Origin of the sequence: Actinoplanes sichuanensis, assembly GCF_033097365.1 — a bacterium.
In the GTDB taxonomy this organism is placed as follows: Bacteria; Actinomycetota; Actinomycetes; order Mycobacteriales; family Micromonosporaceae; genus Actinoplanes; species Actinoplanes sichuanensis.
Genome location: NZ_AP028461.1, coordinates 6,146,024 through 6,158,908, shown reverse-complemented (window position 1 = coordinate 6,158,908; position 12,885 = coordinate 6,146,024). Strand labels below are relative to the sequence as shown.

The 12,885-nt window shown below is 70.9% G+C and carries 13 protein-coding genes; 4 read left to right on the top strand and 9 right to left on the bottom strand.

The features are described 5' to 3' along the window. Positions 1–88 precede the first annotated feature (88 nt). Genes Q0Z83_RS28420 through Q0Z83_RS28400 form a run of 5 tightly spaced genes read right to left on the bottom strand, consistent with a single transcriptional unit; the run spans position 89 to position 4,601 of the window. Entirely contained in the window at positions 89–928 is an 840-nt protein-coding gene (locus Q0Z83_RS28420) for an alpha/beta fold hydrolase (protein WP_317786283.1), read from the bottom strand. Further along, a complete protein-coding gene (locus tag Q0Z83_RS28415) occupies positions 925–1,797 on the bottom strand; it encodes an SDR family NAD(P)-dependent oxidoreductase (protein WP_317786282.1) in 873 nt (290 codons plus the stop codon). The genes Q0Z83_RS28420 and Q0Z83_RS28415 overlap by 4 nt, the downstream gene beginning before the upstream one ends. Further along, the gene (locus tag Q0Z83_RS28410) at positions 1,794–3,263 is read right to left on the bottom strand and encodes a flavin-containing monooxygenase (protein WP_317786281.1); all 1,470 of its coding nucleotides are present in this window, start codon (positions 3,261–3,263) and stop codon (positions 1,794–1,796) included. Before Q0Z83_RS28410 ends, Q0Z83_RS28415 begins: the two co-directional genes overlap by 4 nt. Next, positions 3,253–3,888, bottom strand: coding sequence for a DUF4873 domain-containing protein (locus Q0Z83_RS28405; protein WP_317786280.1), 636 nt, complete (start codon positions 3,886–3,888; stop codon positions 3,253–3,255). Before Q0Z83_RS28405 ends, Q0Z83_RS28410 begins: the two co-directional genes overlap by 11 nt. Further along, positions 3,885–4,601 carry a TetR/AcrR family transcriptional regulator gene (locus Q0Z83_RS28400; protein WP_317786279.1) on the bottom strand — a complete coding sequence of 239 codons (717 nt, stop codon included), beginning with the start codon at positions 4,599–4,601 and terminating at the stop codon, positions 3,885–3,887. Before Q0Z83_RS28400 ends, Q0Z83_RS28405 begins: the two co-directional genes overlap by 4 nt. Before the next feature lie 53 nt (positions 4,602–4,654). Between Q0Z83_RS28400 and Q0Z83_RS28395 the strand changes: the two genes are divergently transcribed. Next, positions 4,655–5,569 (top strand): AurF N-oxygenase family protein, encoded by a 915-nt coding sequence (locus Q0Z83_RS28395; protein WP_317786278.1) that lies wholly within the window; start codon positions 4,655–4,657, stop codon positions 5,567–5,569. 222 nt (positions 5,570–5,791) lie between these two features. Here Q0Z83_RS28395 and Q0Z83_RS28390 read toward each other — a convergent pair whose 3' ends face one another. The 4 genes from Q0Z83_RS28390 to Q0Z83_RS28375 all read right to left on the bottom strand — a co-directional run bounded on the left by Q0Z83_RS28390 (position 5,792) and on the right by Q0Z83_RS28375 (position 9,646). After that, a complete protein-coding gene (locus Q0Z83_RS28390) occupies positions 5,792–6,628 on the bottom strand; it encodes a hypothetical protein (RefSeq protein ID WP_317786277.1) in 837 nt (278 codons plus the stop codon). A gap of 168 nt (positions 6,629–6,796) precedes the next feature. Beyond that, positions 6,797–7,186: a hypothetical protein gene (locus tag Q0Z83_RS28385; protein ID WP_317786276.1), complete on the bottom strand. Its 390-nt coding sequence runs from the start codon at positions 7,184–7,186 to the stop codon at positions 6,797–6,799. Positions 7,187–7,413: 227 nt separating this feature from the next. Beyond that, positions 7,414–8,556 carry a DUF4132 domain-containing protein gene (locus tag Q0Z83_RS28380; protein WP_317797151.1) on the bottom strand — a complete coding sequence of 381 codons (1,143 nt, stop codon included), beginning with the start codon at positions 8,554–8,556 and terminating at the stop codon, positions 7,414–7,416. 46 nt (positions 8,557–8,602) lie between these two features. Then, the gene (locus Q0Z83_RS28375) at positions 8,603–9,646 is read right to left on the bottom strand and encodes a hypothetical protein (protein WP_317786275.1); all 1,044 of its coding nucleotides are present in this window, start codon (positions 9,644–9,646) and stop codon (positions 8,603–8,605) included. Between the two features lie 251 nt (positions 9,647–9,897). On the opposite strand from Q0Z83_RS28375, the gene Q0Z83_RS28370 reads away from it, so the two are divergent. The 3 genes from Q0Z83_RS28370 (at position 9,898) to Q0Z83_RS28360 (ending at position 12,849) form a co-directional block, all read left to right on the top strand. Next, positions 9,898–11,139, top strand: a complete 1,242-nt coding sequence (locus Q0Z83_RS28370; protein ID WP_317786274.1) for a hypothetical protein — start codon at positions 9,898–9,900, stop codon at positions 11,137–11,139. Between the two features lie 211 nt (positions 11,140–11,350). Next, positions 11,351–11,617, top strand: a complete 267-nt coding sequence (locus Q0Z83_RS28365) for a hypothetical protein (protein ID WP_317786273.1) — start codon at positions 11,351–11,353, stop codon at positions 11,615–11,617. 131 nt (positions 11,618–11,748) lie between these two features. Beyond that, positions 11,749–12,849, top strand: a complete 1,101-nt coding sequence (locus Q0Z83_RS28360) for a uroporphyrinogen-III synthase (RefSeq protein WP_317797150.1) — start codon at positions 11,749–11,751, stop codon at positions 12,847–12,849. The last annotated feature ends 36 nt before the right edge of the window (positions 12,850–12,885 follow it).

Sequence of the window (12,885 nt, the reverse complement as noted above, 5' to 3'; positions counted from 1 at the left end):
ATCGGGACGGCCCACGGGCGTACCTGATGGAGCGGTCCGGGCGGTGCCCCCTCGGCATCCGCCCGGACCGTGCCCCCTCAATCTGGTTTCAGGCGGCGACCCGGGCCAGCATCGGGCGGACGAGCCCGGCGAATTCCTCGGGGCGTTCGATCTGCGGCATGTGGCCGGTGCGCGGGAACATGTGCGACTGCGCATGTGGGAACGCCACCCGCGCCGCGGCGAGATGCCTGCTCGGCAGGATCAGGTCGCGGTCACCCCAGACGATCATGGTGGGTTTGGTCGATCCGGCGGCTCGGGCCAGCAGGTCGGCCCGCCAGGCGGCGGCCACGCCACGGAGCCCGCCGAGTTCCTTGGCGATCTCCAGGTAGACCGGTGCGAAGTCCGGCTGTCGGGAGATCTTGATGGCCATCGCGACACGTTCCGGAGTGACCAGGGCCCGGTCGGCGAAGATCATGCGTTCCATCCGGGGCGCGGTGATCCGGTCGATGCGGCGCAACATCTGCCGACCCAGCCCGGGTACGGCCAGCATGCGCAGCGCGACGGTCACCTCCTTGCCGAAGCCCGCACTGTTGACAAGCGTCAGCGTCGACACGCGGTCGGGCGTGGCGGCGAGCATGCTCATCGAGACGGCACCGCCGAGCGAGTTGCCCATCAGGTGCACGGGCCGGGTTTCGCCGATGGCGTCGAGCGTCGCCCACACACCGTCGGCGAGTACGTCCAGAGTGGTGCTGGCCGGCATGCGCTGGGACAGCCCGAACCCGGGCATGTCCACGCTGATGACACGATATTCGTTGTCGAGAAGCGGGTGCTGCAGCGCCCAGTCCTCCAGGCTGCGACCGATGCCGTGCAGCAGCAGGACCGGCGGGGCGTCCGGATCGCCGCTCTCGTGCAAACGGATGCGCGTACCCCGTACCTCCTGGAATCTCATCTTCTGCTCACCGCCGGACGCGCGCCGCGGGAGGAGGCCGCGACGGTGGCCGCGCGGACGATCCGGGCGTGTCCGACCGGCAGCAGCCGGGCGAGAAGATCCGGCGCCTTGGCGCTGGTCGCGATGAGCAACCTCGCCTTTCGCTTCGCGACGGCCCGCAGGATCTGTTCCGCGGCCTTCTCCGGCGGATAGCTGAGCAGCGCGGCGAAGAGTTTCTGGTTGGGTTCGATCTCTTCCGGCGGTACGTGTGACCCGACCAGTGCGGACTCGGCGATACGTGTCTTGATCCCGCCGGGGTGAACGGTGGTCACACCCACCCCGTTGTCGACGAGTTCGCCGCGCAACGATTCGCTGAGCCCGCGCAGTGCGAACTTGCTCGCGCAGTACGCGCTCTGCCCCGGCGGTGCGATCAGCCCGAACAGGCTCGACACGTTGACCAGGTGCCCGCCGGGCGTGGCGGTGAGCGCCGGCAGCAGCGCGTGGGTGAGCAGCATCGGCGCCCGGAAGTTGACGTTCATGACCTGCTCGAACTGGTCGACCGACACCTGATCGAACCGGCCGCCGAGCGCGATGCCGGCGTTGTTGACGAGCAACCCGATGGCCGGCTGTTCGGCGAGTACCCGGGCGGCGACCGATTCGACGGCGGCCCGGTCGGCGAGATCGGCGACGAGCGTGTGCACATTGAGCGCCGGATGCGAGGTGCGGATGCGGGCGGCGACCGGTTCGAGCCGGCTCTCGTCGACGTCGACCAGGACCAGGTCGCTGCCGCGATGGGCCAGGCCATAGGCGACCTGCTCGCCGATGCCGCTGGCGGCGCCGGTGAGCACAGCCGTACGACCGGCGAACCGGTATTCGGGAAGTCGGGTCATGAAACCACCTCCGGGGAGCGGACGGACGCGGGACGGCGGGTGAACTCCATGTCGCGGGTGACGTCGGCGCGCGGTGTGGTGAGCACGTCGCGCAGATAGTTCTGCCGGACCAGCCACGGATCGCGATCGCCCTGATGGGGGAAGGCGTCGAGGGCGCGCTGCACGTACCCGGACGACAGATCGAGCAGTGGACGGCCGGTGCCGCCGGGCGCGGTCGGTGTCGCCGACACGTAGCCGTGACGTTCCATGTGACCGAGGAGTTTCAGCAGGTAGCGGTGGGACAGGTCGGCGCGCAGCGTCCAGGACGCGTTGACGTAGCCGATGCAGTAGGCGAAGTTCGGCACGCCGCCGAGCATCAGGCCGCGGTAGGAGGCGGACTTCCCCACGTCGACCGGTTCGCCGTCGACCGACAATCGGATGCCGCCGACCGGGAGCAGGGACAGACCGGTCGCCGAGACGACGATGTCGGCATCGAGTGTCGTTCCCGACCGGAGGCGGATGCCGCCCGGGACGAATGTGTCGATGTGGTCGGTCACCACCGACGCGCGGCCACCGGCGATGGACCGGTAGAGATCCGCTGACGGGATCACGCAGAGCCGCTGGTCCCAGGGGTCGTAGCGCGGCTTGAAGTGCTCGTCCACGTACCCCGGATTCTTGAGGAAGTGCACGGCGACGGCCCGCAACGCGCGCCGGACCAGCTTCGGCCGATGTTTCGCGAGCTGGTAGAAGCCTTGCGTGACCAGGATGTTCTTGGCGCGGGCGACCCGGTTCGCCGCCTTCGGCGGCAGGATGCGGCGGGCGACGTCGGCGACCAGGTCGCGGTTCGGCAGCGGAGTGACGTACGTGGGGGAGCGCTGGAGCATCGTCACGTGCGCCGCCTCGGCGGCCATCGCCGGAACGAGCGTGACAGCGGTGGCGCCACTGCCGATGACGACCACGAGCTTGCCGCGATAGTCGAGGTCGTCCGGCCAGAACTGTGGATGCACGATCGAGCCGGTGAAGTCGGTCAGCCCCGGAAAGTCCGGTTGGTAGCCTTCCGCGTAGTTGTAGTAGCCCGCGCAGCCGTAGAGGAACGCGCACGTCAGGACGTCACCACCGGACGTGTGCACGGTCCAGCGGGCGTCCGCCGACGACCATTCGGCGCTGGTCACCCGAGTGCCGAAGCGGATCTTCGCGGTGATGCCGGCCTCGTCGGCGGTCTCCTGGATGTACCGGCGGATCTTGTCGCCGGCGGCCATCGACTCGGGCTCGCGCCACGGCCGGAACGGGTAGCTGAGGGTGTACATGTCCGAGTCGGAGCGAACCCCCGGATAGCGGAACAGATCCCAGGTGCCGCCGATGGCGTCGCGCGCTTCGAGGATGGCGTAGGTGTCGTGCGGGCGCTGTTTCCCCAGACGCCACGCGGCGCCGATCCCGGAGAGGCCGGCGCCGATGATCAGTACGTCGAAGTGCTGGTCAGCCGCCATACGATTCCCCCTGTGGTTCGCCCTGCAATTCCCCTCGCGGTTCGCCGCGCGTGTCCCCAGGAGGTTCGCCGCGCGTGTCACCCTGCGATTCCCCTCGCGGTTCGCCGCGCGTGTCCCCAGGAGGTTCGCCGCGCGTGTCACCCTGCGTGTCCCCTCGTGGTTCGCTCCGCGTGTCCCCACGTGGTTCGCCGCGCGCGTTTCCACGCGAATCGCCCTGCGCGGCCTTCTGCGAATCGCCCTGTGGAAACCAGGGCGGAGCGCCCGTGCCGGAGATGCGGATGCCGCCCCACGGGTCGGGATCGCTCAGTTTGACCGCCGTCTCCGGCGAGCCCGGCACGACGATGGTCGCCTTGCGCAGGCCGGCGCCCACACGTTCGCGCAGCATGTCGTGTGGTCCGGTGCGTCCGGCCCAGCGGAACCGGCCTTCGATCGGCTCAAAGCGTGCGGACATCCGGATCTCGACCGGGACCGGGCCGTCGTCCAGGCGCAGAGTCGCCGGGCCGCGGTACTCCTCGTCAGTCGAATCGACTGCATCAACATCGACTGCATCAACATCGGCTGCATCAACATCGGCTGCATCAACATTGATCGCGTCAACGTTGATCGAATCAAGGTCTCCGCTCACTGATCTCTCGCCCACCCTTCGTGTGCGGCAAGTCCACCCGGGATGTCAGCGGCCCGGCGCATGCCGGCGATACCGCTCCAGAGGAACGTCGTCAGGTAGTCGCCGAGCGCCTCGCGGCTGATCGGCTGCTGTTGGCGCAGCCACCAGTCACCCACCGACTGCACGTAGCCGACCACGCCGTACGCCCATGGCAGCGCCGCCCCGGAGTCGAGACCACGGGCCCGCAACCGGTCGCCGAAGATCCGGGCCAGGCCGCTGGCCACGGTGTCCACCACGTCGGCGACCACGTCCCGGTGTCGGGCGATGTCCGGCTGGTGCACCACGAACCGGTACAGGTTCAGGTCGGCCTCGATGTGCGCCAGGTAGACGTCGATGGCGGCGGCGACCACCGCACGCTCCTCCCGGACGGCGGCGACCGCCGGGACCATCGCCTCGAGCAGGGTTGCGCCCGCCTGCTGGCCGACCGCGAGCCACAGTGCCGACTTGTCGGCGAAGTAGCGGTAGAGGACCGGTTTGCTGACACCGGCGTGTGCCGCGATGGCGCCCATGCCGACGTCCGGGCCGTGCAGGCGGATCGCCTCGATCGCTGCCGTGGTCAGTTCGGCGCGGCGCTGCTCACGGTGATCGTCCCAGCGGCCCCGGCGGCCGTCGGAGCGATTCGCGGCGGAAGATCCGGAAGAGCCGGGATTGACGGACGGTGTGGCCGAGTTCATAGTACAAGAAGTAACTGTTACCGCCGGTAACGTCAAGTGTTCTGGAGGACCGGATGACCACCACTCCTACCGACCGGGACCGCACCGCCACCCGGCTGCTCCGCTCTTCGGCCGAGCACTCGTACGACCCCGAGGTGGAGATCGACTGGGAGGCTCCGCTCGTCCCCGGCAAGTACTTCGTCCCGCCGCACCGCTCCAGCCTCTACGGCACCGCCCTCTGGGAGCGGATGACCGAGGAGCAGCGGATCGAGCTCACCAAACACGAGGTCGCGAGCATCGCCGGCCTGGGCGTCTGGTTCGAGACGATCCTCATGCAGCTGCTCATCCGGGAATACTTCAAACAGGACCCGACCGCGCCGCACGCCCAGTACGCGCTCACCGAGATCGCCGACGAGTGCCGCCACTCGGTCATGTTCGGCCGCATGATCGCCCGGCTGGACGCGCCGCTCTACCAGCCGACCGGTGTCAACCAGTGGCTCGGCAAGTGGATCGCGCACACGGGTGTCGGGCCGCGGATGTACGCGGCCATCCTGATCGCCGAGGAGATCCTGGACACCCTGCAGCGCGAGGCGATGAACGACGAGAACGTGCAGCCCCTGGTCCGGATGGTGTCCCGCATCCACGTCGTCGAGGAGGCCCGGCACGTCAGGTACGCCCGTGAGGAACTGGCCCGGCAGATCCGTGCCGCCGGTCGCGGACGACTCGCCTTCGACCGGCTGGTGATCGGGCGAGCCGCGTACCTGACCGGCACCCGCCTGATCGACCCGCGCGTCTACCGGGCCGTCGGCCTCGATCCGGAGGAGGGTCGCCGCGCCGCCCGCGCCAACCCGCACCACCGGGAGACGATGCGCTGGGCGGGCGAGCGGATCGTCGCCTTCCTCACCGACCTCGACCTGATCGGCGGCCCCGGAACCGCCCTCTGGCACGCCTCCGGCCTGCTCCCGCGAGCCGCCGCCAGGCCCGCCTGAGCCGTCCGCGAAGAGAGTCCGGGTCTGGACCGCGAGTCGTCGCCGAGGCCCGTCTGAGCCGTTCCCGGAGAGAGTCCGGGCCCCTCCCGGTCAGACCGCAGTCGTCGCCGAGGCCCGTCTGAGCCGTTCCCGGAGAGGGGTCGGGTCTCCTTCCGGTCGGGCCGCGAGTCGTCGCCGGGCCTGTCTGAGCCGCCCCCGGAGAGAGTCTGGGCCTCCTCCCGGTCAGACCGCGAGCAGGGAGGACGCCCGCTCCTCGTCGATGCCGCCGCGCCATGCGGCGAGGGGCAACGTGATGTCGGAGCGGGGCGCGCCGCGTTGCGCCCGGGATGCCGCGTACACCTCGGTCACCGGGACGAAACGGTCCCACGACGGCGGGACGGCCGGGCCGCGGAGCACTCCGAACTCGGCCAGCCCGATCAGGATGCCGTAACGCTGGTACCGGTCGGTGGCGGGCACGATCCGGGCGCGGGCCATCTCCTTCTCCAGGGCGCCGGGGGTCTTCCCGGCGGGCAGGCGCCGGATCAGATCGAGCAGGGCCCGCAGCCGCTCCCGATCGTCGCTGGTCGGCGCGGGCAGACCCTCCTGGACGGCCGCCTCCAGGTCGGGCAGGTATTTCGCCGGCCGTTCGTTCCACGCCCAGCCTAGCGCGAGTCGCACCAGCTCGTGCGTCACGTCGAGGTGCGACAACGGATCAAGACCACAATCAGGTACGCCGTCCGCACCACCCGGCGCCTCGCCGAGGAACCGGCCCCACCCGTACGAGATGATCGTCTGCCGTCCCCGCGGCGCACTGCCGAGCCCGGCGACGAAGGCCGCCCGAACCGCACGCTCGTCGAGTGCCGCCACCAGTTCGACGACCCGGTCCACGATCCGACGGCTGGTCCACTGCTCGGTCGCGCCGACCGGCCAGCCGTCAGCACGTGCCGCAGCCAGGTCGGCCGCCGTCGCCGCTTCGGAAAGGCCCTTCACCGATCCGGTACGGGACACCCGATACCCGTGACACCGCATCAGCCGGGCCAGTTCGTCCCCGGCCGGAACCCGTCGCGGACTGTGGGTCATCGTTCCTCCGTCGTTCAGCGCGGGTGGCGGGCGAGGTGTCCGGGTGGCCGGTGAGGTGTCGGGGTGGCGGGCGAGGTGGCGGGCGAGGTGTCGGGGTGGCGGGCGAGGTGGCGGGTGAGATGTCCGGGTGGCGGGCGAGGTGGCCGGTGAGGCGTCCGAGTGGCCCGGTCAGCCGCCGACCAGCGGGACCAGCCGGATGAAGGCGATGCTGTCACCGTCGCGCAGGTCGATCAGCTCGTCGAGGGATTCGATCTGGCGGCTGCCGGTGATCATCACGAATCCGTTCCGCTCGAAGGCCGCACACGCGGCGTCTGCCTGCGCCTCGCCGTCGATGTGGGTGCTGCCGGGCAGCCGGAAACCCTGCGGGGTCTCGGTTGCCGCCACCGGCCGGACCAGGCCATGGAAGAGGCCGCCGGTCGCGTGGAACCGGGCCACCTCCTCCCGGACCCGCTCCCGCAGCAGCTCACGGGCGGTCACCACGTCGGGCAGGCCGGGTAGCACCCAGGAGCTGATCTCCCGTCCGGCCATCGTCTCGTCACGCAGCAGCGCGTCAGCCATCGTTTCTCCAGGGGTGAGCTCGTAGCAGGGGAAGGTCATCGGCCGGTCCGGCCAGCGCCGGCCGAAGGGAAGGTCATCGGCCGGTCCGGTCAGCGCCGGCCGAAGGGAAGGTCATCGGCCGGTCCGGCCGGGCCGCTCGAAGGGAAGGTCATCGACCGGCACCGGCCGGGCCGCTTGAGGGGACCGGCCCGGCCGGCGCCGGTCGTCCGGCGACCGACGAGGGGCCGTCAGCGGGGCAGCTGGTGCAGGATGGTCGGATCGGTGATGGTGTCGTCGGCGGCCAGTAGGAACGCCTTCGACAGGATCAGGGACAGGCGGTCGTCGTCGTCGAAGGGGAGGGCGACCCGCGGTGTGCCGCGGGCGGGAACGATGCAGAGGTAGGCGTCGTTCGGCTCCATCAGGATGTTCGCCGAGCCTAGGTGGATCTTGTAGACGGCGCGTGAGCCGCGGACCTGCAGGAAACGGTCGGTCAGCTCGCACTGTGCACCGATCTTCAGCCGGGGCAGCAGGCGGGCCAGGACGTCCCGCCGGACCTCGGCGCCGCCGGACAGGTCGCCGACGCTCGCCGACTCCCAGTAGTCGCGGAAGCGGTGCTCACCCCGGTCGGCCCAGGTCTCGTCGGCGGCGATCGACGTCACGCCGATGAACAGGTCGACGTCGCGCATCGCCTCGCTGAACACCCGCGCCGGCACGTCGGCGAGTGGTGACAGCTCCCAGCGGCGGCCGTCACGCCGGGCGAACCGCACCTGGTCGGTGGAGCAGAAGTCGATGTCGATCTGATGCGGCTCACGGCCGGCGACCTCGTGCCCGAACGTGACCTGCCAGCTGCCGGACGCGAACTCCTTGGTGGCGTCGCTGTCGTAACCGCCGTCCCAGACCCCCAGATAGGCCGCCGACCAGCCGCGGACCCGCATCAGCGCGTTGGCCTGCCGATACCGCAGGATGTGGCCGGCGAACCGGTTCGAATACACCCGGGTCTGCTGCTCGGCCGGGGTCAGCCGGTAGACCTCCCGGAACGCCTGCTTGAACGGCTGCCGCAGACCGGACGCGGCGACCCGGTCCCGCCAGGCGGCGACCTCGGCGGCGTCGGCCTCCACCGGATGCCACAACCGCACCAGGTGCTCCGGGCCGGTCACCCCGGCGAGCGTCCAGCCGTCGGGAGCCGGCTCGGGCAGGCCGGTCACCCAGGTCGCCCGGTCGGCCGAGACCTGCCAGATCAGCCGCCGCCCGATCGACCCGGTCACCGGATGGTCGAGGTAGCGCTCCCGCCACGTCTCCCAGGCCCAGACCCGGTCCTGGGCGAGCAGGCCCTCGACTCGGGACCGCTCGGTCGCCAGCGTCTTGTTGACCTCTTTGACCAGGGCCTTCATCGCCGGGGTGGCGCCCGTGCCACGGGGTCGCCGGTTCACCGCCCGGTCACCGTCGATCTCGACGAACAGCTCGGGCCGCCGACCGCCCGAGGTCAGACCGTGGTCGTCGACGGCCAGCTCCAGGACCTCGCCGGGCGCCCAGCCGCGGGCCGTGCCCAACCGGTCCAGAGCGGCGCCGACCCTGGTCCGCAGCGGTTTGCTGCGGGCGGTGAGAGCCAACCGCGCCAGCGCCCGGACCGGGGTGAGGCCGGGCCGGTCGGCGAGGATCTCCACGGCGGCCGCCGCGGTCCGGGCGGCCCGTGGGTAGGACGCCCGGCCATACGGCTCGCCCGCGGTCACCGCCACCCCGGGCCAGCAACCCGGACACCTCCTCGCCCGGCTCGGCCGCGGCCAGCCACGACACGCCGCGGAGAAGACCGTCCTGATCGTCGTCGACCGCCCCCCTCGTACTCAAAAGGGTGTCGAGAACGTCTCGCATCGCGGCCGGAACCCGTGGGGAGACCGCGAGCAACCCCTCGGCCCGGCGCAGCCAGGCCTTCGTCGGGACCGGTTTGGTCAGCGACCTGGTGTGCTCCAGCGCGGCGAGCGTAGCCGGATCGTCGCGGAGCCGGGCGAGAACCGGATACACGGCCGTGCTGAACCGGTGGTCGGCGCCGTCGCCGCCGAGCCGGTGGTCGCTGCCCGGGAGGTCGGTGCCGAGCCGGGCCAGCGCCGCCCGGTAGCGCCCGGCGAGCAACCCGTCGCCGAGCTGGGCCGCGATGGCGGCGAGAGCCGCCGCACACTCGGCGAGCCAGGCGACCGGCGCCTCCTGGGCGATCATCGCGGGCACGTGGAAGGCGGCCGGCCCCCACGGGCGGTCGCCACGACTGAGTGCCCACACCAGGTCACCGCGCTGCCATGGCAGTGGCTCGCCGGGGACCTGCGCGAACACCGCGTCGCGATGCCAGCCGGCCACCGCCTGCGCATGCCACTGCAGCGCGTCGATCCGCAGGCACTCCGGGTCGTCGGGTGCGAAATTCAACGGCTCGGCCCGCTCCGGGTCGGCGGTGAAGGGTGCCGGCTCCGGCACGAGCGAACGCCACTGATCCATGCCCGGCATCATGCCGTCCGGGTACGACAAAAATCGCCGCCGGTCGGTATCGTGCGCCGGTGCCGAATCCATCACCGTCGCTCCGCGGCTCCGTACCCGAACCCGACCGCCGCGCGGAGCCCGGCCGCAGTGATGGGCCCGATCACCGCGCGGAGCCCGGCCGCAGTGAGGGGCCCGGCCGCAGTGAGGGGACGGGCCGTAATGAGGAGACCGGCCGCAATGACGAGCCCGGTGGGCCGGGCCTGGGCCGAGTGCTCAGGATCCTTCTCCCCGCGCTGCTGATCGCCGGTCTGATCGGGACCGTAGTGAGGTTCGGCCGCGAGGGCGAGGAGGCCGCCGCGAACCCGGTCGCCGCCTCGGTGTCCGTCCCGGCGCCCAGCACCGCGACGGCCACCGTCGCCGTGAAGGACACCGTGCGCGCGTCGATCGCCGAGGTGATGACCAGGCAGGGCGCCGCGCTGCTGGCCGGCGATCGGAAGGCGTTCGTCGGGGTGGCCGCGCCGTCGGCGAAGGACAGCGTGGCCTGGCTCGATGACCGGTTCACCACGTTGCGGGCGATGGGCGTCACCCGGTGGACGGTCACGGTCGGCGAGGTCCGGTCGTCGGCGAAATACTGGGAGGCCGGCGTCGACGTCGAATACTGCTTCGTGGCGAACTGTGTCAAGCCACTGAAGGCCGGCCTCAGCACCCACTGGAACGTGGGTTACGGCACGCGTACCGAGATCACCGAGATCTGGGACCGGGTCGTCGGCCGTACCATCCATCCCTGGGCTCAGTCGAAGCTGACCGCCGTGGCCGGCCGACGGGTGGTCGTCGCCGCGCCCGCCGCCCTGGCGGCGCGGATGCCGCGGGTGCTGGCCACCGCCGAGGCGGCCGCGAAGGTCGCGGACGGTTTCGCTGCGACCGACCGGCCCGGCCGGTACGTCCTCTACCTGGCGGGGGAGAAGGAGTGGGACGCCTGGGCGTACGGTGACGAGGGCAGCTGGGTCGACGGTTACGCCAACGCCGACAGCGAGGCCGTGGTCGTCCGCGCGTCGGCACTGAGCAGCGCCGATCTGGGCATGCTGCTGCGGCACGAGTTCGCGCACGTCGCGAGCCTGGTCGGGCGCAGCGTGGCGGTGAGCAACGCCGACGCCTGGTGGCTCAAGGAAGGCCTCGCCGACTACGCCGGCTTCGGGCCACGATCCTTCGGATCGTTCCCGCGTCGCACCGAAACCGCCGCTTTCGTCCGGAAAGGCTGGAACGGCGACCTCCGCGTGCAGGCACCCGGGCAGAAGGCCTCCGACCGGACCGCCTCGGCCCGCTACGGCGTCGCCTATCTCGGCGTCCAATGCCTCATTCAGCGGTACGGGCAATCGCGCGCGACGAGTTTCGTGCAGGCGGTGGCGGTCCAGGGAGTGACCATCGAAATCGCCGCGGCGCGGTCGCTCGGGGCGACCTGGAAGACGGTGAACAGCACCTGCGCGACCCAGATCCGCAAGACCGTCGGTTAGCTCGCCGGCACCTGTAGTAACCGCCGTGAGCTGCGGTGACGTATGTCGCACGGGTGCCGGACGGTTTCCGCGAGGTTGCCGGTTCCCTACCGACGGCCGGGCGGTCGCGCGCGGCGGACGGGTGTCCGGATCGGGACGCTCGGCCGGTGGGCGGTGGCTTCCCGGTGTGCGAGGTTGTCGCGAAGTTCCGCGCCCGAGACGGGGTGCGGAGATGAAACGCGATGCACACCGGCCCGCCGTGCCGGGGGAGAAGGACGAGATGGACGACGCTCTGGTGGCCTACAACGCCGGTCGGGTGGACGGGGCCGCCGGATACCGGGACCCGCAGATCGCTGAGGACCCGGAGGTCGGTGCCGATTACCGGGTCGGGGTCCTGGACGGCCGGATCGCGGCATTCCATCTGATCATGGAGGTGCGAAAGATCCTCGGAGTACAGGGGTCACTCTTCGAGCGCCCGGACGACGTCACCGGGTCATGATCAACAGCTCACAACAGCAGCTCGCGGCCAAGTGACCGGCCGTTATTCTGGCCGAAACATTCACTTGGTGGTCCCGAAACCAGGTCTTAGGACTCTTGCACCGGACGGCGGCACAGGATGGGGACCGGATGATCGAGGGCGCACTGGCCGGCTTCACCGTGGCGGTGACCGCGGAACGACGCCGGAATGAGATGGCTGCTCTGCTCGAACGACGCGGAGCACGGGTGATCAGCGCTCCCGCGATCACCATCATTCCACTGATCGACGACGAGGCACTGCACGCGGCGACCGCGGCCTGCATCGGGCTGGAACCACATCTGGTGGTCGCGACCACCGGTTTCGGGTTCCGGGGCTGGCTGGAGGCGGCCGAGGGCTGGGGGCTGGCCGAGACGCTGCGGGAGTCGCTGCGTAACGCGCGGATCATCGCCCGCGGCCCGAAACCGTGCGGCGCGATCCGGGCGGCCGGCCTGATCGAGGACTGGGCGGCCAAGACCGAAGCCTCCGAAGAGGTGCTCGAACGGCTGCTCAGCGAAGGTGTGGCCGGGCTCCGGATCGTCGTGCAGGAGCACGGCGAGCCGCAGACCGAGTTCGTGAAGGCGCTGCGTACCGCCGGTGCGGCGGTCGTCGAGGTGCCGGTCTACCGGTGGGCGATGCCACCCGACGTGGCGCCGGTCCGCCGGCTCGCCGAGCAGGTGGCGGCCGGTCAGATCGACGCGGTGACGTTCACCAGCGCGCCCGCGGTCAAGGCGTTCCTGCAGATCGCCGAAGAGGCGAAAGCGGACGTCGCGACGGCTTTCGGCTGCCGCACGCTCGCCGCCTGCGTCGGCCCGGTCACCGCGGCGCCCCTGGTCGAGCGTGGTATTCCCACCGTCATGCCGGAGCGTTACCGCCTGGGCGCGCTCATCAAGACGGTCACCGACGAGTTGCCGCGGCGCGCGGTCCGGTTGCAGGTCGCCGGAACCACCCTGGAGGTACGCGGACACGCCGTCCTGATCGACGAGGTGCCCCACGCGTTGGCTCCGGCGGCGATGTCGATCCTGTCGGCGCTGGCCCGAAAGCCGGGCGCCGTCGTCTCGAAGGACCAGTTGGCGGCAGCCCTACCCCGAGGCAACGACGGCCACGCGGTCGACGTGGCGGTGGCCCGCCTGCGCGCGGCCCTGGGTTCCGGCAAACACATCGAGACGGTGATCAAGCGCGGCTACCGCCTACGCATAGACGAAGAAGCCGCCTGAGACTCCGACCAGACCCGGCCCCACAGCCAACAGATC

Excerpts from the sequence above, each read along its gene's own strand:
- Q0Z83_RS28380 (WP_317797151.1), bottom strand. The coding sequence starts at position 8,556 with ATGAAGGCCCTGGTCAAAGAGGTCAACAAGACGCTGGCGACCGAGCGG.
- Q0Z83_RS28410 (WP_317786281.1), bottom strand. The coding sequence starts at position 3,263 with ATGGCGGCTGACCAGCACTTCGACGTACTGATCATCGGCGCCGGCCTC.
- Q0Z83_RS28395 (WP_317786278.1), top strand. The coding sequence starts at position 4,655 with ATGACCACCACTCCTACCGACCGGGACCGCACCGCCACCCGGCTGCTC.
- Q0Z83_RS28365 (WP_317786273.1), top strand. The coding sequence starts at position 11,351 with ATGAAACGCGATGCACACCGGCCCGCCGTGCCGGGGGAGAAGGACGAG.
- Q0Z83_RS28415 (WP_317786282.1), bottom strand. The coding sequence starts at position 1,797 with ATGACCCGACTTCCCGAATACCGGTTCGCCGGTCGTACGGCTGTGCTC.
- Q0Z83_RS28385 (WP_317786276.1), bottom strand. The coding sequence starts at position 7,186 with ATGGCTGACGCGCTGCTGCGTGACGAGACGATGGCCGGACGGGAGATC.
- Q0Z83_RS28375 (WP_317786275.1), bottom strand. The coding sequence starts at position 9,646 with ATGGATCAGTGGCGTTCGCTCGTGCCGGAGCCGGCACCCTTCACCGCC.
- Q0Z83_RS28420 (WP_317786283.1), bottom strand. The coding sequence starts at position 928 with ATGAGATTCCAGGAGGTACGGGGTACGCGCATCCGTTTGCACGAGAGC.
- Q0Z83_RS28390 (WP_317786277.1), bottom strand. The coding sequence starts at position 6,628 with ATGACCCACAGTCCGCGACGGGTTCCGGCCGGGGACGAACTGGCCCGG.
- Q0Z83_RS28400 (WP_317786279.1), bottom strand. The coding sequence starts at position 4,601 with ATGAACTCGGCCACACCGTCCGTCAATCCCGGCTCTTCCGGATCTTCC.